This window comes from Streptomyces sp. NPDC017940 (assembly GCF_044328435.1).
Taxonomy (GTDB): domain Bacteria; phylum Actinomycetota; class Actinomycetes; order Streptomycetales; family Streptomycetaceae; genus Streptomyces.
Genome location: NZ_JBIRHJ010000001.1, coordinates 546946 through 565845 on the forward strand (window position 1 = coordinate 546946; position 18900 = coordinate 565845).

15 protein-coding genes and 1 pseudogene are annotated in these 18900 nt (G+C 72.6%); 14 read left to right on the forward strand and 2 right to left on the reverse strand.

Annotation, left to right across the window (positions count from 1 at the left end; genetic code table 11):
- Window positions 1-40: 40 nt before the first annotated feature.
- From ACH4DX_RS02230 to era, 11 genes and pseudogenes are all read left to right on the forward strand, one after another.
- Window positions 41-3301 (forward strand): S41 family peptidase, encoded by a 3261-nt coding sequence (locus ACH4DX_RS02230; protein ID WP_398153675.1) that lies wholly within the window; start codon window positions 41-43, stop codon window positions 3299-3301.
- An 82-nt stretch (window positions 3302-3383) separates the two neighbouring features.
- The gene (locus ACH4DX_RS02235; protein ID WP_398153676.1) at window positions 3384-3737 is read left to right on the forward strand and encodes a histidine triad nucleotide-binding protein; all 354 of its coding nucleotides are present in this window, start codon (window positions 3384-3386) and stop codon (window positions 3735-3737) included.
- Window positions 3738-3752: 15 nt separating this feature from the next.
- Window positions 3753-4661 carry a ribonuclease Z gene (locus tag ACH4DX_RS02240; protein ID WP_398117016.1) on the forward strand — a complete coding sequence of 303 codons (909 nt, stop codon included), beginning with the start codon at window positions 3753-3755 and terminating at the stop codon, window positions 4659-4661.
- A gap of 43 nt (window positions 4662-4704) precedes the next feature.
- The gene (locus ACH4DX_RS02245) at window positions 4705-5706 is read left to right on the forward strand and encodes an adenosine deaminase (RefSeq protein WP_398153677.1); all 1002 of its coding nucleotides are present in this window, start codon (window positions 4705-4707) and stop codon (window positions 5704-5706) included.
- Window positions 5707-5759: 53 nt separating this feature from the next.
- Window positions 5760-5927 (forward strand): annotated as a pseudogene (locus tag ACH4DX_RS02250) (glucarate dehydratase); the annotation flags it as partial.
- A gap of 129 nt (window positions 5928-6056) precedes the next feature.
- Window positions 6057-7196 carry a carbohydrate kinase family protein gene (locus ACH4DX_RS02255; protein ID WP_398153678.1) on the forward strand — a complete coding sequence of 380 codons (1140 nt, stop codon included), beginning with the start codon at window positions 6057-6059 and terminating at the stop codon, window positions 7194-7196.
- Window positions 7197-7417: 221 nt separating this feature from the next.
- Entirely contained in the window at window positions 7418-8491 is a 1074-nt protein-coding gene (locus tag ACH4DX_RS02260) for a PhoH family protein (RefSeq protein WP_398117022.1), read from the forward strand.
- Between the two features lie 12 nt (window positions 8492-8503).
- Window positions 8504-9001: an rRNA maturation RNase YbeY gene (ybeY, locus tag ACH4DX_RS02265; protein WP_398117024.1), complete on the forward strand. Its 498-nt coding sequence runs from the start codon at window positions 8504-8506 to the stop codon at window positions 8999-9001.
- Between the two features lie 4 nt (window positions 9002-9005).
- The gene (locus ACH4DX_RS02270; RefSeq protein ID WP_398117026.1) at window positions 9006-10313 is read left to right on the forward strand and encodes a hemolysin family protein; all 1308 of its coding nucleotides are present in this window, start codon (window positions 9006-9008) and stop codon (window positions 10311-10313) included.
- A 79-nt stretch (window positions 10314-10392) separates the two neighbouring features.
- A complete protein-coding gene (locus tag ACH4DX_RS02275; protein ID WP_398117028.1) occupies window positions 10393-10746 on the forward strand; it encodes a cytidine deaminase in 354 nt (117 codons plus the stop codon).
- A gap of 336 nt (window positions 10747-11082) precedes the next feature.
- Window positions 11083-12045, forward strand: coding sequence for a GTPase Era (gene era, locus ACH4DX_RS02280; RefSeq protein ID WP_398117030.1), 963 nt, complete (start codon window positions 11083-11085; stop codon window positions 12043-12045).
- A 26-nt stretch (window positions 12046-12071) separates the two neighbouring features.
- On the opposite strand, the gene ACH4DX_RS02285 is transcribed toward era, so the two are convergent.
- Window positions 12072-12338: a protealysin inhibitor emfourin gene (locus ACH4DX_RS02285; protein WP_398153679.1), complete on the reverse strand. Its 267-nt coding sequence runs from the start codon at window positions 12336-12338 to the stop codon at window positions 12072-12074.
- Window positions 12339-12435: 97 nt separating this feature from the next.
- Window positions 12436-13509 carry a M4 family metallopeptidase gene (locus ACH4DX_RS02290; protein ID WP_398117033.1) on the reverse strand — a complete coding sequence of 358 codons (1074 nt, stop codon included), beginning with the start codon at window positions 13507-13509 and terminating at the stop codon, window positions 12436-12438.
- A 325-nt stretch (window positions 13510-13834) separates the two neighbouring features.
- Here ACH4DX_RS02290 and leuA point away from each other — a divergent pair, with 325 nt between their 5' ends.
- The 3 genes from leuA to ACH4DX_RS02305 all read left to right on the forward strand — a co-directional run bounded on the left by leuA (window position 13835) and on the right by ACH4DX_RS02305 (window position 18856).
- Window positions 13835-15556, forward strand: a complete 1722-nt coding sequence (leuA, locus tag ACH4DX_RS02295) for a 2-isopropylmalate synthase (protein ID WP_398153680.1) — start codon at window positions 13835-13837, stop codon at window positions 15554-15556.
- A gap of 310 nt (window positions 15557-15866) precedes the next feature.
- The gene (locus ACH4DX_RS02300; protein ID WP_398118034.1) at window positions 15867-16565 is read left to right on the forward strand and encodes a TerB family tellurite resistance protein; all 699 of its coding nucleotides are present in this window, start codon (window positions 15867-15869) and stop codon (window positions 16563-16565) included.
- Window positions 16566-16738: 173 nt separating this feature from the next.
- Window positions 16739-18856 (forward strand): MMPL family transporter, encoded by a 2118-nt coding sequence (locus ACH4DX_RS02305; protein WP_398153681.1) that lies wholly within the window; start codon window positions 16739-16741, stop codon window positions 18854-18856.
- The last annotated feature ends 44 nt before the right edge of the window (window positions 18857-18900 follow it).

An 18900-nucleotide genomic window follows, 5' to 3' on the forward strand; every position in this document is an offset into this window, starting at 1 on the left:
AGCGCCCCCGCCCCCCGCGGCGCCTGCTTAGGCTGACCTCGTGACGCAGCCTTCCTACCTCCGGTTTCCGCATCCGAGCGGCGAGTTGCTCGCCTTCACCGCCGAGGACGACGTCTGGGTCGCCCCGCTCGACGGGGGCCGCGCCTGGCGCGTCAGCGCCGACAACGTCCCCGTGCGCCGCCCCCGCGTCTCCCCGGACGGCACCACCGTCGCCTGGACGTCCACGCGGGACGGCGCCCCCGAGGTGCACGTGGCGCCCGTGCTCGGCGGGCCCGCGAAACGCCTGACGTACTGGGGCAGTTCGAGGACCGCGGTGTGCGACTGGACGCCCGACGGGCGGGTGCTCGCCCTCACCACGCACGGCGAGGCCTCGCTCCGCAGGACCCGGGCGTACGCGGTGCCCCTCGACGGCGGCCCCGCGGAGCTGCTGCCGTACGGCCTGGTCGGGGACGTCACGCACGGCCCGGACGGCCAAGTCCTGTTGCTGTCCGCGCCGATGGGACGCGAGGCCGCCTGGTGGAAGCGGTACCGGGGCGGCACGGCGGGCAAGCTGTGGATCCGCGGCACGGGGGCCACGGACGGGTTCGCGCGCGTCCACGAGGGCCTCGACGGGAACATCGAGTGCCCCCTGTGGGTCGGTGACCGCATCGCCTTCCTCAGCGACCACGAGGACGTCGGCGCCGTGTACTCCTCGCTGCCCGACGGCACCGACCTGCGCCGCCACACCCCCCTCGACGGCTTCTACGCCCGGCACGCGGCCACCGACGGCACCCGCGTGACGTATGCGTCCGCCGGTGGACTCCACGTCCTCGACGACCTAGTGGACGCCGCGCCGCGCCCCCTCGACGTCGCCCTCGGCGGCCAGCGCGCCGACCTGCAACCGTATCCCGTGAACGCCGCCCGCTGGTTCGGTGCCGCCGCGCCCGACCACACCGGGCGCGGCAGCGCCGTCGCCGTGCGGGGCGCCGTGCACTGGGTCACGCACCGCGAGGGCCCTGCCCGTGTGCTCGCGGCCGAACCCGGCGTCCGGGCGCGACTGCCCCGCACGTTCCGCGTGGACGGCGAGGAGCACGTGGTGTGGGTGACGGACGCGGAGGGCGACGACGCCCTGGAGTTCGCGCCCGCCACCGGCCTCGCCCCCGGTGCGACACCCCGGCGGCTCGCGGCCGGACAGCTCGGCCGGGTCCTCACGCTCGCCATGGCGCCCGACGGCAGCCGCGCCGCCGTCGCCGCGCACGACGGGCGGGTCCTGATCGTGGAGCGGGAGAGCGGCGAGGTGCGCGAGGTGGACCGCGCCGAGCACGGCGAGGCCACCGGGCTCGTCTTCTCGCCCGACTCCGCCTGGCTCGCCTGGTCGCACCCGGGGCCGCGCCCGCTGCGCCAGCTCAAGCTCGCCAACACCGCCGACCTCACGGTGTCGGAGGCCACCCGGCTCCGCTTCCGTGACTACAGCCCGGCGTTCACGCTCGACGGCAAGCACCTGGCGTTCCTGTCCGCGCGGGCCTTCGACCCCGTCTACGACGACCACGTCTTCGACCTCGCCTTCGTCGGCGGCGCCCGGCCGCACCTCATCACGCTCGCGGCCACCACCCCCTCGCCGTTCGGCCCGCAGCGCCACGGCAAGCCCTTCGACGCCTCCGAACTGTCGGGGGGCGGGCACGCCGAGACCCCCGACAGCGAGGGCACCCCTTCCACCCGCGTCGACCTGGACGGCCTCGCCGAGCGCGTCGTGCCGTTCCCCGTGGAGGGCGCCCGCTACTCCACGCTGAGGGCAGCCAAGGACGGCCTCCTCTGGCTGCGCCACCCCCTGCGCGGCGTTCTCGGCGCGTCCCGCGCCACCCCGGCGGACCCCGACCCCAGCTCGGAGCTCGAGCGCTACGACTTCACCCAGCACCGCGTCGACGAACTCTGCGGCGACGCCGACCACTTCGCGGTCACCGGCGACGGCAAGCGGGTGCTGCTGTGGGCGGGCGGCAAGCTGAAGGTGGTGCCGAGCGACCGCCGTGCCTCGGCCGACGAGGACAGCGACTCGAACATCACCGTCGACCTCGGCCGCGTACGCCAGTACGTCGACCCGGCAGCGGAGTGGCGGCAGATGTACGACGAGGCGGGCCGCCTCATGCGGGACAACTTCTGGCGGCCCGACATGGGCGGCGTCGACTGGGACGGCGTCCTGGAGCGCTACCGCCCCGTGCTCGCCCGCATCGCCACCCACGACGACCTGGTGGACCTGCTGTGGGAGGTGCAGGGCGAGCTGGGTACCTCGCACGCCTACGTCTTCCCGCGCGGCAACTGGAGCGTCGCAAGCACCCGGCAGGGGCTCCTCGGCGCGGACCTCTCGCGCGGCGACGACGGCCTGTGGCGCGTCGACCGGGTCCTGCCGTCCGAGACGTCCGACCCGGCAGCGCGCTCGCCCCTCGCGGCGCCCGGTGTCGCCGTGCGGGCGGGCGACGCGATCCTCGCCGTGGGCGGGCGGCCCGTCGACCCGGTGACGGGGCCCGGGCCGCTCCTGGTCGGCACCGCGGACAAGCCCGTGGAACTCACCGTGTCCCCGGCGGGCGGCGGTGACCTCCGGCACGCCGTCGTCGTCCCCGTGGACGACGAGGAGCCGCTGCGCTACCACGCGTGGGTCGCCGACCGGCGGGCCTACGTCCACGAGCGCTCCGGCGGCAGGATCGGCTATCTGCACGTGCCGGACATGCAGGCGCCCGGATGGGCGCAGATCCACCGCGACCTGCGGGTCGAGGTGACGCGCGAGGGCCTGGTCGTGGACGTCAGGGAGAACCGCGGCGGGCACACGTCGCAGCTCGTCGTGGAGAAGCTGGCGCGCCGCATCGTCGGCTGGGACCTGCCGCGCGGCTCGGGTCCGCTCAGCTATCCTGGGGACGCGCCGCGGGGCCCCGTCGTCGCCGTGGCCAACGAGTTCTCCGGCTCCGACGGCGACATCGTGAACGCCGCGATCAAGGCGCTCGGCCTCGGGCCCGTGGTCGGCACCCGCACCTGGGGCGGCGTCGTCGGTATCGACAGCCGCTACCACCTGGTCGACGGCACCCTGGTGACCCAGCCCAAGTACGCGTTCTGGATGGAGGGCGTGGGGTGGGGGGTGGAAAACTACGGCGTCGACCCCGACATCGAGGTCGTGGCCACCCCCGACGACCACGCGGCCGGCCGCGACCCCCAGCTCGACGAGGCGGTACGGGTCGCCGTCGCCGCCCTGGAGGAGTCCCCGGCGAAGACCCCGCCCGCGCTGCCCGGCACCGACCGGGGCCGACCGTCCGGGGGCGGCGGGGCGCGGGCGTGAGGACGGCGCCCCGATAGCATGCGACGGTATTGATCAGTGACCGGTCCAAGAGCAACGACCAGTGACCCGGGAGGGTGCCCCCATGACGGGAGAACCGCAGGCCGACTGCCTGTTCTGCAAGATCGTCGCCGGTGAGGTGCCGGCGACCGTCGTACGGGAGACGGAGACCACCCTCGCCTTCCGCGACATCAACCCGCAGGCGCCGACGCACGTCCTGGTGATCCCCAAGGCGCACCACCCGGACGCCGCCGCGCTCGCCGCCGCCGAGCCGGGGATCGCCGCCGACGTGCTGCGCGAGGCGGGCGAGGTCGCCGCCAAGGAGGGGTCGGAGAGCTACCGCATCGTCTTCAACACCGGCGCGGGCGCCGGGCAGACCGTCTTCCACGCGCACGCCCACGTCCTTGGCGGCCGCGGCCTCCAGTGGCCGCCCGGCTGACCGGGACAGTCTCCTTTGTCCGTACGTGAACTGGTGGTGCTCGGCACCGCGAGCCAGGTCCCGACCCGGCAGCGCAACCACAACGGGTACGTCCTGCTCTGGGACGGCGAGGGCATCCTCTTCGACCCGGGCGAGGGCACGCAGCGGCAGATGCTGCGTGCCTCCGTGGCCGCGCACGACCTGAACCGCATCTGCGTCACCCACTTCCACGGGGACCACAGCCTGGGCCTCGCGGGCGTCATCCAGCGCGTCAACCTCGACCGGGTGCCGCACCCCGTGACCGCCCACTACCCGGCTTCCGGGCAGCGCTTCTTCGACCGCCTGCGGTACGCCACCGCCTACCGCGAGACGGTCGACCTGGTGCAGGCGCCGGTGGCCGCCGACGGCGTCGTCGCGGCCACGCCGTCCTACCGCCTGGAGACGGCGCGGCTCTCCCACCCCGTGGAGTCGTTCGGGTACCGCCTGGTCGAGCCCGACGGGCGGCGCATCCTGCCCGCGCTGCTCGCCGAGCACGGCGTCAGGGGCCCCGATGTCGGCCTGCTCCAGCGCGGGGGCAGCCTGCGCGGCATCACCCTCGACCAGGTGAGCGAGGTGCGGCGCGGGCAGCGGTTCGCGTTCGTGATGGACACCCGGATGTGCGAGGGCGTGCACGCCCTCGCCGAGGGCTGCGACATGCTCGTCATCGAGTCGACCTTCCTGGACGAGGACCACCGGCTCGCCTCCGACCACGGCCACCTCACCGCGGGACAGGCCGCCGCCGCGGCCCGGGACGCCGGTGTCCGGCACCTGGTGCTCACGCACTTCAGCCAGCGGTACGCCGACCCCGCCGTCTTCGCACAGCAGGCGCGCGCCGCCGGGTTCACCGGCGAGCTGACCGTGGCCCGGGACCTGGACCGGATCCCGCTGCCCAGGCGCAACGCCTGAACCGACCCCCGGTTCGGGCCCGAACACAGAACAGAAGCACCACATGCCCCTTCCCAAAGCCGAACTGCACCTGCACATCGAAGGCACCCTCGAACCCGAGCTGGCCTTCGCGCTCGCCGCGCGCAACGGCATCTCCCTCGCGTACGCCGACACCGAGGAGCTCCGCAGGGCCTATCTCTTCGACGACCTCCAGTCCTTCCTCGACCTCTACTACGGCCTGATGGCCGTGCTGCGCACCGAGGCCGACTTCGAGGAGCTCGCGGACGCCTACCTCGCGCGGGCCGCGGCCCAGGGCGTGCGGCACGCCGAGATCTTCTTCGACCCGCAGGCCCACACCGCGCGCGGCGTCCCCTTCGCCACGGTCGTCGAGGGCCTCGGCCGCGCCCTCGACCGCAGCGAGGAGCGGCACGGCGTCAGCACCCGCCTCATCATGTGCTTCCTGCGCGACCAGTCCGCCGACTCGGCCATGGCGACCCTGGAGGCCGCGAAGCCGCATCTGCACCGGATCACCGGCGTCGGCCTCGACTCGGCCGAAGTGGGCCACCCCCCGGCCAAGTTCGCGGCCGTGTACGAGGCCGCGGGGGCGCTCGGCCTGCGCAAGGTGGCGCACGCGGGCGAGGAGGGCCCGGCCGCCTATGTGCGGGAGGCCCTGGACGTGCTCGGCGTCGAACGCGTCGACCACGGGCTCCGCTGCATGGAGGACCCCGATCTGGTGGAGCGCCTGGTGCGGGAGCGGGTGCCGCTCACGCTGTGCCCGCTGTCGAACGTGCGCCTGCGCGCCGTCGACGTCCTCGCGGAGCACCCGCTGCCGCGGATGATGGCCGCCGGTCTTGTCTGCACCGTCAACTCCGACGACCCGGCCTACTTCGGCGGCTACGCGGGCGACAACTTCCGCGCCGTGCGCGACGCCCTGGGCCTGGACCACGAGGCGCTGCGGGAGCTGGCGAGGAACTCCTTCGAGGCGGCGTTCCTGGACGGCGGCCCCGAGGAGGAGGCGCTGCGGGCGCGGTATCTGGCGGAGGTCGCGGCGTACGAGTTCCCGTAGCCGGTCGGGGGTGTGCGGGCAGGCGGGTGCGAAGGCGTACGGGGAGGCGGGCGCGAACCCGTGTCGACACCGCCGTCGGCGTCGGCGGCCTGCGCGGCGCCCGGACCGCCGACAAGCTGCGGCTCACCGTGGTGTCCGGCTTCGAGGTCGCCTGCCTCGACGCCCTCGGCAAGTCGCTCGGCCTGCCCGTGCACGCGCTGCTCGGCGGCAAGGTGCGCGACGGCCCATGCACTCCAACACCCGTCTGGGCATCAGCCTCGCCGCGATGACTCGATCCGGAGTGGACAACTCCGCTCGTGCCGCGCTGGTAGCGGCTCGGTCCTGTCACAGGCCTGGGTTACGTTGCCTTCATGGCTGTACCACCAGGCGCACCCCATCACACCTCCGCCGCGGGCACGGAGACCCTCGTCGATCCACTGAAGTCGGCGCGCAGGGCGGGCGACCCGCCGTGCGACGTGTACCTCACCGGGACGGTCTTCCTCGACATCATCTTCACCGGCCTGGACTCGGCACCGGTGCGCGGCACCGAGTCCTGGGCGCGCGGCATGGGGTCGAGCCCCGGCGGCGTGGCCAACATGGCCACCGCCCTCGCCCGGCTCGGCCTGCACACCTCACTGGCCGCGGCCTTCGGGGACGACCACTACGGGGAGTACTGCTGGGACGCCCTCGAACACGGCGAGGGCATCGACCTGTCCTCGTCACGGACCGTTCCCGGCTGGCACTCCCCGGTGACGGTCTCCATGGCGTACGAGGGCGAACGGACCATGATCAGCCACGGGCACGAGCCGCCCTTCGACACCGCCCTGCCCGACGGCGGCGCGCCCAGCTGCCCGCCCCGCGCGCGTGCCGCCGTGGTCTCCCTCGAACCGGGCGCGCGGGCGCCGTGGATCGCGGCGGCGGCGGCCCGCGGCACCCGGATCTTCGCCGACGTGGGCTGGGACGACTCCGGGCGCTGGGACCTCGCGGCCCTGCCCGACCTGGCGCACTGCGAGGCGTTCCTGCCGAACGCCCAGGAGGCCATGCGGTACACCGGCACGAAGTGCCCGCGGGCCGCGGCGCACGCGCTGACCGCGCACGTCCCGGTGGCCGTGGTGACCCTCGGGGCCGAAGGGGCGTACGCGGTGGACGGGCGCACCGGCGAGACCGCCTCCGTGCCCGCCATCGAGGTGGCGGCGCTCGACCCCACCGGCGCGGGCGACGTGTTCGTGGCGGGCTTCGTGACCGGCACCCTCGCCGGGTGGTCCCTCGCCGACCGGATCGCCTTCGCCGGCCTGACCTCCGCGCTGTCCGTGCAGGAGTTCGGCGGGTCCCTCTCGGCGCCCGGCTGGTCGGAGGTCGCCGCGTGGTGGCGGCGCGTGTGCGAGGTCGACGAGCAGGACCCGGTCGCCCTGCGCCGCTACGCCTTCCTGGAGGCCCTGCTGCCCGAGACGTCCCGCCCCTGGCCACTGCGCAGGGCGGTGCCCACGATCGGGTTCGGCAGGTCCCTGTAGGGCGCGGGCCCCGGCAGGGGCTGGGGCCGGGAAAGGGTCCGGGGCCGGGACAGGGCCCGGCCGGGACCGGTTCCCCGCCCGGGCGGATGCGGCGGCCTCGAGCGGGACCGGGAAAAGGGCTTAGGGCTTGTCAGTGGCCCGTCGTACCCTGGGCAGTGCAGGACGCCGCTTCCCGGCGAGCCCCGTGACGAGGAGGATGAGCAGGCCTTCAGAGCCGGCCCATGACGCAGACACCGACAGCTCAGACCCCCGCGCAGCCGACCGCGCCCCAGTCCGCCAGGGCCCACTTCACCGTCCCCGCCAAGCACCCCATGGTGACGGTCCTGGGCTCCGGGGACGCGCTCCTCCGCGTGATCGAGACGGCCTTCCCGGCGGCCGACATCCACGTCCGGGGCAACGAGATCAGCGCGGTCGGAGACGCCCACGAAGTCGCCCTCGTCCAGCGCCTGTTCGACGAGATGATGCTGGTGCTCCGCACCGGACAGCCGATGACGGAGGACGCAGTGGAACGCTCGATCGCCATGCTCCGGGCGGACGACAGCGGAGAGGCCGACGGCGAGGAGACCCCGGCCGAGGTCCTGACCCAGAACATCCTCTCCTCGCGCGGCCGCACCATCCGCCCCAAGACCCTCAACCAGAAGCGGTACGTCGACGCGATCGACAAGCACACGATCGTGTTCGGCATCGGCCCCGCCGGTACGGGCAAGACGTATCTGGCCATGGCCAAGGCGGTCCAGGCCCTACAGTCCAAGCAGGTCAACCGGATCATCCTGACCCGCCCGGCGGTGGAGGCGGGCGAGCGCCTCGGCTTCCTGCCCGGCACGCTCTACGAGAAGATCGACCCCTACCTCCGCCCGTTGTACGACGCGCTGCACGACATGCTCGACCCCGACTCCATCCCGCGCCTGATGGCCGCGGGCACCATCGAGGTCGCCCCGCTCGCGTACATGCGCGGCCGGACGCTGAACGACGCGTTCATCATCCTGGACGAGGCGCAGAACACGAACGCCGAGCAGATGAAGATGTTCCTCACCCGCCTCGGCTTCGAATCGAAGATCGTGATCACGGGCGACGTCACGCAGATCGACCTGCCGAACGGCACGAAGTCGGGCCTGCGTCAGGTCCAGGACATCCTGGACGGCGTACCCGACGTGCACTTCTCGCGGCTCACGTCCTCCGATGTCGTACGGCACAAGCTCGTCGGCCGTATCGTCGACGCGTACGAGAAGTACGACAACGAGAACGGCACGGAGAACGGCTCGCACGCCAGCCGCGGCCGGTCCAGAGGGAAGTAGCGGAACAGCACCATGTCGATCGACGTCAACAACGAATCCGGAACCGAGGTCGACGAGCAGGCGATCCTCGACATCGCCCGCCACGCACTGGCGCGGATGCGGATCCACCCGCTCTCCGAGCTCTCGGTGATCGTCGTGGACGCCGCCGCCATGGAGCAGCTGCACATCCAGTGGATGGACCTGCCGGGCCCCACGGACGTGATGTCCTTCCCGATGGACGAGCTGCGCCCGCCCATGAAGGACGACGACGAGCCGCCGCAGGGCCTCCTCGGGGACATCGTGCTGTGCCCCGAGGTCGCCCTGAAGCAGGGCCAGGAGGCCCCCACGCAGCACTCCATGGACGAGGAGCTCCAGCTCCTCACCGTCCACGGAGTGCTGCACCTGCTCGGGTACGACCACGAGGAACCGGACGAGAAGGCGGAGATGTTCGGATTGCAGGCGGCGATCGTCGACGGCTGGCGCGCGGAGCGGGGCCTGACCGGCCCGTCCCCGGCGCCGACCGTCTCCTGACGCCATGTCCCTCCAACTGATCGCCGGGGCCGTCGCCCTGGTCGTGGTGGCCTGGCTCGCCGCCTGCGCCGAGGCGGGCATCGCCCGTGTCTCCAGCTTCCGCGCCGAGGAGTCCGTGCGCTCCGGGCGGCGCGGCAGCGCGAAGCTCGCGCAGGTCGCCGCCGACCCCACCCGCTATCTGAACGTCGCCCTGCTCGTGCGCGTGGCGTGCGAGATGGCCTCCGCGGCCCTGGTGACGTACGCCTGCCTCCAGGCCGTCGACGTCACCTGGGAGGCGCTCGCCATCGCCATCGGCGTGATGGTGCTCGTCAGCTATGTCGCCGTCGGCGTCTCGCCGCGCACCATCGGCCGCCAGCACCCGCTGAACACGGCGACCGCCGCGGCGTACGTCCTGCTGCCGCTGGCCCGCGTCATGGGCCCCGTGCCCGCCCTCCTGATCCTCATCGGCAACGCCCTCACGCCCGGCAAGGGCTTCCGGCGCGGACCCTTCGCCTCCGAGGCCGAGCTGCGGGCGATGGTCGACCTCGCCGAGAAGGAGTCCCTGATCGAGGACGAGGAGCGCCGCATGGTGCACTCCGTCTTCGAGCTGGGCGACACCCTGGTCCGCGAGGTCATGGTGCCGCGCACGGACCTGGTCTCCATCGAACGCTTCAAGACCATCCGCCAGGCCCTCACCCTCGCCCTGCGCTCCGGCTTCTCACGGATACCCGTGACCGGCGAGAGCGAGGACGACGTCGTCGGGATCGTGTATCTGAAGGACCTCGTCCGCAGGACCCACATCAACCGCGACGCCGAGAACGAACTGGTGTCGACGGCCATGCGGCCCGCGGCGTTCGTGCCCGACACGAAGAACGCGGGTGATCTGCTGCGGGAGATGCAGCAGGAGCGCAACCACGTCGCCGTCGTCATCGACGAGTACGGCGGCACGGCCGGCATCGTCACCATCGAGGACATCCTCGAAGAGATCGTCGGCGAGATCACCGACGAGTACGACCGTGAGCTGCCGCCCGTCGAGGAGCTCGACAACGGCTGCCACCGCGTCACGGCCCGCCTCGACATCGGCGACCTCGGCGATCTCTACGGCCTCGAGGCCTACGACGACGAGGACGTCGAGACCGTCGGCGGACTGCTCGCCAAGGCGCTCGGGCGGGTGCCCATCGCCGGGGCGGCGGCCGTGGTGGACCTGCCGGACGGGCGTGCCCTGAAGCTCACGGCGGAGGCGGCGGCCGGGCGGCGCAACAAGATCGTCACCGTTCTCGTGGAGCCGGTGCGGGCCTCCGGCTCGGGCCCCGAGGAGGGGGACGCGGCGTGACTCCGCCGCCGGCCGCGCGTCGGCTGTGCGCGGGGTGGCCGCCGGGCGCGCGTCCGGGGCGGCTCCTTATGCTCGTGCCATGACTGAGCGCACCGACCTCGCTCCCGAGGACCAGAAGATCGTCACCCTCGCCCGTTCGGCGCGTGCCCGCAACGGGGTGCCCGAGGGTGCGGCGGTACGCGACGAGACGGGCCGTACGTATGTCGCGGGGACCGTGTCCCTCGCCTCCCTCGAGCTCTCCGCCCTGCGTACGGCCGTGGCGATGGCGGTGGCGTCCGGGGCGGAGTCCCTGGAGGCGGCGGCGGTCGTCTCCGGCGCGGAGGCGCTGTGCGCCGAGGACCTGGCCGCCGTGCGGGACCTGGGCGGGTCCGGTACGCCCGTCTTCCTGGCGGGGGCGGACGGGGTGGTCCGGCTGCGCGCCGAGACGGCCTGATCCTTCGCGGGGCGCCCCAGTCCCGCCCCTTCCCGAACCAGGGGGCTGCGCCCCCTGGACCCCCGCTCATCGGCGCTCCGCGCCTCGTCCTCAAACGCCGGACGGGCTGAAATGCCCTCGCCGCACAGCAAGACGCTGCCCCGTGAGAATAAGCCCGTCCGGCGATTGAGGACGAGGCCCGCAGGGCCGAAAGCGGGGGAGAGGGGCGCAGCCCCATGAACCAGCCCGCCCGGCGTTTGAGGGCGAGGCCCGGAGGGCCGAAAGCAGGGGAAAGGGGCGCAGCCCCAGAGGACGGGGGACCGCCCAGGGCGCCCACGCCAGAAAAGATCAGGGAGAATGGGCGGCATGAGCGTGCGTACCCAGTCATCCCAGCCGTCCGAGCAGGCCGTCCACCGTGCCGGTTTCGCCTGCTTCGTCGGTCGCCCCAACGCGGGCAAGTCCACCCTCACGAACGCTCTGGTCGGCAAGAAGGTGGCGATCACCTCGAACCGGCCGCAGACGACCCGGCACACCGTGCGGGGCATCGTGCACCGGCCGGACGCCCAGCTGATCCTGGTGGACACCCCCGGCCTGCACAAGCCGCGCACCCTGCTCGGCGAGCGGCTGAACGACGTGGTGCGCACCACCTGGGCCGAGGTCGACGTCATCGGGTTCTGTCTGCCCGCGAACGAGAAGCTCGGGCCCGGTGACCGGTTCATCGCCAAGGAACTGGCGTCGATCAAGAAGTCGCCGAAGGTGGCGATCATCACCAAGACCGACCTCGTGGACGGCAAGACGCTCGCCGAGCAGCTGATCGCCGTCGATCAGCTCGGCAAGGAGCTGGGCTTCGAGTGGGCCGAGATCGTGCCCGTCTCGGCGGTCGGCGAGAAGCAGGTCGACCTGCTCGCGGACCTCCTCGTCCCGATGCTCCCGGAGGGCCCCGCGCTCTATCCGGAGGGCGACCTCACGGACGAGCCCGAGCAGGTCATGGTGGCCGAGCTGATCCGCGAGGCGGCTCTGGAAGGCGTACGGGACGAGCTGCCGCACTCCATCGCCGTGGTCGTCGAGGAGATGCTGCCCCGGGAGGACCGGCCCGCCGACAAGCCGCTCCTCGACATCCACGCCTTCGTCTACATCGAGCGGCCCAGCCAGAAGGGGATCATCATCGGCCCCAAGGGCAAGCGGCTCAAGGACGTCGGGATCAAGTCCCGCAAGCAGATCGAGGCGCTGCTGGGCACGCCGGTCTACCTCGATCTGCACGTCAAGGTGGCCAAGGACTGGCAGCGGGACCCGCGCCAGCTGCGCAAGCTGGGCTTCTGACGCGGCAGCCGCGCACGTCGACGGCGCTAGGCGCCCTCCTTGAGCACCCGTGTGATCAGCTCCCGCTGGTCGTCGGTCAGCCGGGGGTCCGCGCAGTACACGGTCCGGTCGTCGACGGTGAGCTGGTAGCTGAAGCCGTCGGGCACGCCGACGGGTGGCGCGTCCCGGCCGTCGGCCAGGGCCCGTTCGGCCAGGGCGTGCCACTCGGCGGTGTCGGGGCGCGCGGTGGTGTCCACCTCCGCGTGCCGCTCGATGCCCGCGAAACCTCCTGTGCGCTTCACCTGGATACGCATGGGTCCTGTCTACTCCAGGCTCTCGTGCCCCGCCAGGCGGCATCGGGCGCCCCGACGGCTTCCGGCCGAGTCGGGCGGCGACCGGCCCGACCCGGTGTCAGGCGATGGGCACCTTGACCTGCGTCCACGCGTCCACGACGGCCTTGAGCTCCTCGCCGTCGCCGTACTTGGCGCGGGCGGCGGCGACCGTCAGCTTGGCGAAGTCCGTGAACGACGCGTCCTGGGCGAGTTCGCCGCCGGTCAGGACGGCGTACCAGATCTGCCCGGCCCGCTCCCAGGCGTGGCCGCCGAGAGCCTTGGCGAGCAGGTAGAAGGCGTGGTTGGGGATGCCGGAGTTGATGTGCACGCCGCCGTTGTCACGGCCGGTGCGGACGTAGTCGTCCATGGTGGCGGGCTGCGGGTCCTTGCCGAGGACGTCGTCGTCGTACGCGGTGCCCGGGGCCTTCATCGAGCGCAGCGCGGTACCGCTGACTTGCGGGGCGAGCAGGCCCGCACCGATCAGCCAGTCGGCGTCGGCGGCAGTCTGGCCGAGTGTGTACTGCTTGATGAGGGAGCCGAACACGTCCGCCATCGACTCGTTCAGGGCGCCGGGCTGGCCGAAGTAGGTGAGGTTCGCCGTGTACTGGACGACGCCGTGGGTCAGTTCGTGGCCGATGACGTCGACGGGGATGGTGAAGTCGAGGAAGATCTCGCCGTCGCCGTCGCCGAACACCATCTGCTCGCCGTTCCAGAAGGCGTTCCCGTACTCCTCGCCGTAGTGCACGGTCGCGTCCAGGGGCAGCCCGGCGCCGTCGATGGAGTCGCGCGCGAAGTGCTTGAGGAACACCTCGAAGGTGGCGCCGAGGCCGGCGTGGGCCCGGTTGACCGTCGCGTCCTTGCCGGGCTTGTCGCCCTCGCCGTGCACCTTGTGCCCCGGCAGGTCCGTCTTGTGCTTGGCGTCGTAGACGGTGCGGTGCGGCTTGCCCTCGGCGGCGCCCTCGGGGGCGGCCACGGACGGGGCGCCGACGACGGTGGTCAGGCGGCGCTGGGTGCGCTCGTAGGCGTCGCGCTGGAGGGTGCGGCGGGCGGCCCTGGCGAGCGCGGGGTCCTGGGCCTTGGCCAGCGTGTCCAGGATGACGGGCGGCACGATCGTGCAGAAAACGGGGACGAAGCCCGTGGGATTGGCGGTCATGTCCGCAATGTGGCACTGGGTTACGACGTTGTCACTACCTGCCACCATGATTAGTGAAATAACCGTATACGGACCCATGGAGTCCTCTTCAGGTGATATACGGCTCCTTTTGTCCGGTACGTTCTGCCGGTCCCGGATACTGATACGCACCCCCGCATCGCGCGCGGCTCGGCTAGGCTGCCTCGCATCATGCGTTTCGGGCTGCTTCTCCTTAGCTGCCGCGGTGAGGGTCTGTAGCAGAGGCCGACCCCCTCCCCGCGGAGTTCGGTGCTGTGCCAGACCGTCGGCCGTCCCCTCCGGACCCTGTCGAGGAGCCCCGCACGCCATGCCGAACTTCCAGCGCCCCAGTTCCATGCCGATCCACAAGTACGGCCCGTACGAGCAGGTGACCCTGCCCGACCGCAGCTGGCCCGACCAGCGCATCACCGTGGCGCCCCGCTGGCTCTCCACCGATCTGCGCGACGGCAACCAGGCGCTCATCGACCCGATGTCGCCCGCCCGCAAGCGCGCCATGTTCGACCTGCTCGTCCGCATGGGCTACAAGGAGATCGAGGTCGGCTTCCCCTCGTCGGGCCAGACCGACTTCGACTTCGTGCGCTCCATCGTCGAGGACCAGGACGCCATCCCCGACGACGTGACGATCTCGGTCCTGACGCAGGCGCGCGAAGAGCTGATCGAGCGCACCGTGGCCTCCCTGAAGGGCGCCAGGCGCGCGACCGTGCACCTGTACAACGCGACCGCGCCGGTCTGGCGCGAGGTCGTCTTCCGCGGCTCGCGCGAGCAGGTCAAGCAGATCGCCGTGGACGGCACCCGCCTGGTCATGGAGTACGCGGACAAGATCCTCGACCAGGACACCGTCTTCGGCTACCAGTACAGCCCGGAGATCTTCACCGACACCGAGCTGGACTTCGCCCTGGAGGTCTGCGAGGGCGTCATGGACGTCTGGCAGCCCGGCGCCGGCCGCGAGATCATCCTCAACCTGCCCGCCACCGTGGAGCGTTCGACGCCGTCCACGCACGCGGACCGCTTCGAGTGGATGTCCCGCAACCTGTCCCGGCGCCAGTACGTCTGCCTGTCCATCCACCCGCACAACGACCGCGGCACCGCCGTCGCCGCCGCCGAACTCGCCGTGATGGCGGGCGGCGACCGCGTCGAGGGCTGCCTGTTCGGGCAGGGCGAGCGCACCGGCAACGTCGACCTGGTGGCGCTGGGCATGAACCTGTTCAGCCAGGGCGTCGACCCGCAGATCGACTTCTCCGACATCGACGAGATCCGTCGCGTGTACGAGTACTGCACCCAGATGGAGGTCCCCGCGCGCCACCCCTACGCGGGCGACCTCGTCTACACCGCCTTCTCCGGCTCCCACCAGGACGCCATCAAGAAGGGCTTCGACGCCATAGAGTCCCGGGCCGCGGCGGCGGGCGCGTCCGTGGACGACATCGAGTGGGCCGTGCCGTACCTGCCCATCGACCCCAAGGACGTCGGCCGTTCCTACGAGGCCGTGATCCGCGTCAACTCCCAGTCCGGCAAGGGCGGCATCGCCTACGTCCTGAAGAACGACCACAAGCTGGACCTGCCGCGGCGCATGCAGATCGAGTTCTCGAAGATCATCCAGGCGAAGACCGACGCCGAGGGCGGCGAGGTCACGCCCGGCGCGATCTGGAGTGTCTTCCAGGACGAGTACCTGCCGAACCCCGACAACCCCTGGGGCCGCGTCCAGCTGCGCGCCAGCCAGACCACCGCCGACGAGGACGGCGTGGACACGCTGACCGTGGGCGCGGTCGTGGACGGCGAGTCCACGGTCCTGACCGGTACGGGCAACGGCCCGATCTCGGCGTTCTTCGCCGCCCTGCAATCCCTCGGCATCGACGCCCGGCTGCTCGACTACCAGGAGCACACGATGAGCGCCGGCGCCTCCGCGCAGGCGGCGTCGTACATCGAGTGCGTCGTCGACGACAAGGTCCTGTGGGGCGTGGGCATCGACGCGAATACGACACGTGCGTCACTCAAGGCCGTCGTCTCCGCCGTCAACCGCGCGAGCCGCTGATCCTGCCGGACACCCGTTCGACCGGTGGTTTTACGGCCCCGTCCGCCGCCGTGGCGGACGGGGCCGCCGCGCGTCGGGGCGCCCGGTCCTGGCTGGCAACCGGCCATCTCCCGTACTGGGTACTGACGCGGCATCACGGATGTGGCTAACATCACGCCAACGCGGCAGGGCCGCCGCGGCGTCGTGGAGGTGCGTGGTGCTGCCAGATCGGGGACGGAAAGAACGGGCATCCCGCGTCTTCAACAGGGTCGCACCGATCCGCGGCCGAGGCGCCGGCCGGGGGGAGAGCACCGGCCCGTTCCCGCGCCTGCTGCACCGCGGCGGGCACCGCGGGTTCCGCGGGTCTCTCGGAGGGCGCCTCGTCGGCACCCGTACGGCCTGGACCACCGTCTGCGACGGCGAGTTCTTCTGTCCCGGCTGCGGTGGCGACCGCAACTACCAGCGGCGCACGGGCCGTCGGCGCTTCGTGTTCCTCGGCGTGCCGCTGCTCTCCCGCGGCGAGGCGGGACCCGTCGTCGAATGCGCCGCCTGCCAGGACCACTTCGGGCTCGAGACGCTCGACCACCCGACGACCGTCCGGCTCTCCGCGATGCTGCGCGACGCCGTGCACACCGTGGTGATCGCGGTCCTCACCACCGGCGGCACCGCGTCCCGCGCCGCCCTGGACGCGGCCGTCGCCACCCTGCACGGCGCCGGCTTCGACGACTGCACCGAGGAGCGTCTCACCGCCCTGGTCGACGCGCTCGCCGCCGACACCGGCGGCTTCGACGTCCCGGACTGCGTGCCCGGACTCGCCATCGAACTCCACGAGGCGCTCGGTCCGCTGACCCCCCACCTCGCGCCCGCGGGACGCGAGGCACTGCTCCTCCAGGGCGCCAGGATCGCCCTCGCCGACGGCCCCTACACGCCCGCCGAGCGCGACGTGCTCGCCACCGCGGGCTGCGCGCTGACCATCGACCCCGACGACGTGGCCCGACTGCTCGTGGCCGCGACGCGTACGCCGTCCTGACGCACCCGGCGCACCCGGCCCCGTACCGCGTGCGGATACTCCCCAGGGAGTAGTGGGCCCCCCGCGCCACCCCGGGAAGTAGGGTCCAACTCGCTCTCGCGCGCGACGTCCCGGCCCCCCTGCGACGGAAGTCTGGAAGCCGTCAGACACCGTCACGGGAGGGAGGCCCACCGATGGGGGCCGCATCAACGTCGAAGCGCCGCCGGCCAAGCGCCGTGCCCTGGGTGCTGCTCGGCCTGTGGATCGCCGTGCTCGCGCTCGCCGGTCCCTTCGCGGGGAAGCTCGGCGACGTCCAGCGCGACCGCGCCGTGGACTACCTGCCCGCGAACGCCGACTCCACCCAGGTCGCCGAGATCCAGGAGCGGCTGCCCGGCGGTGAGACGACGGAGCTGGTCCTCGTCTACCACCGCGACGCGGGACTCACCCCCGCCGACCGGAGCACGGCGGCGGACCAGGTGGCGGCCCTCGACCGGGAGCTGAAGCTCGTCGAGACCCCGCGGGGCGTGCCGTCCAAGGACGGCACGACGCTGATGTACCCCGTCGCGAGCACCGGACCCGGCACCGACGAGGAACTGCGGGACACCTTCGTCAACGACGTCCGTGACATCGCCGAGGCCCCCGAGGGCACGGCCGGCGCGGACGGGCTGAGCGTCGAGGTCGGCGGGTCCGGCGCCCTCGCCACCGACGCCAGTGAGGTCTACACCTCCCTGGACGGGCCGCTGCTCTACACCACGGTCGCCGTCGTCGCCGTCCTGCTCGTCCTGATCTACCGCAGCCCGCTGCTCTGGCTGGTGCCGCTCGTCGTCGCCGGTGTCGCCAACTACCTCTCCATGGGCGTCGCCTACGGCCTCAACCAGGCCTTCGGCACTACGGTCAGCGGGCAGAGCTCGGGCATCATGACGATCCTGGTCTTCGGCGCGGGCACCGACTACGCCCTGCTCATCGTCGCCCGCTACCGCGAGGAACTGCGCCGCGTCGAGCGGCCGTACGACGCCATGGCCGCCGCCCTGCGCGGCTGCGGGCCCGCCGTGGTCGCCTCCTCGGGAACGGTCGCCGCGGGACTGTTCTGCCTGCTCGCCGCCGACCTCAACAGCAGCCGGGGGATGGGCCCGCTCGGGGCGGTCGGGGTGCTGTGCGCGCTCGTGGCGATGATGACGCTGCTGCCCGCGCTGCTCGTGGTGCTCGGGCGGCGGGTGTTCTGGCCGCTGGTGCCGGCCTTCGGCAGCGAGCCCAAGAAGCGCAAGTCCCTGTTCCAGTCGATGGGTTCGTCCGCGGGACGCAGGCCCCGCACCGTGCTCGCGGCGGGCGCCGTCCTGCTCGGCGCCCTCGCCCTCGGCGCGTTCGCCCTGCCCGGCAACCTCAAGCAGGAGGACTCCTTCACCAGCAAGCCGGACTCCATCGCCGCGATGGAGACCCTCGCCGCCGCCTACCCCGAGCGCGGCACCCAGCCCATCAGCGTCATCGCACCCACCGACCGTGCCGCCTCGGCGCTCGCCGACGCCCGTGCCGTGCCGGGCGTCGACAGCGCGGAACGCGGCCGCAGTTCGCGGCAGTGGACCGAGATCTCCGTCGTCGCCAAGGCCGCGCCGCAGTCGGCGGCCGAGACCGCGACCCTGGAGCGGCTGCGCGAGCGCCTCGACGCGCGGGGCGCCCACGTCGGCGGGCCGAGCGCCGAGCAGCTCGACCTGAAGGACACCAACCGGCGCGACATGCGGGTGGTCGTCCCCATCGTGCTCGCCGCCGTCCTGCTGATCCTCGTCGTCCTGCTGCGCGCACTCGTCGCCCCGCTCCTGCTCCTCCTCGCCGTCGTCGCGGTGTGGGGCGCCTCGCTCGGCATCGCGGGGCTCGTCTTCGGACCCGTCTTCGGCTTCGAGGGCACCGACCCGGGCCTCGGGCTGCTCTCCTTCTGCTTCCTGGTCGCCCTCGGCGTCGACTACGGCATCTTCCTGATGCACCGCATGCGCGAGGAGTGCCTGGCCGGGGCGGAGACGGGGCCCGCCGCGCTCACCGCCCTGCGCACCACGGGCGGGGTGATCGCCTCCGCGGGCCTCGTCCTCGCCGCCACGTTCGCCGTCCTCACCAACATGCCGCTGGTCCAGCTCGTCGAACTGGGCTTCGTCATCGCGGTCGGGGTGCTCCTCGACACCTTCCTGGTGCGGACCTACCTGGTGACCTCCGCCAGCCTGGCCCTCGGCAGGAAGGTGTGGTGGCCGGGTCCGCTCGCGAAGGCACCGCGGGGCCCCGCGCCCGCACCCGAGGCCGACGGGCCGGAACTCGTCCGCGCGCCCTAGAGGCACGGCCGACCACACGGCGGCGCCCCTCCCTGTCCGAGGGG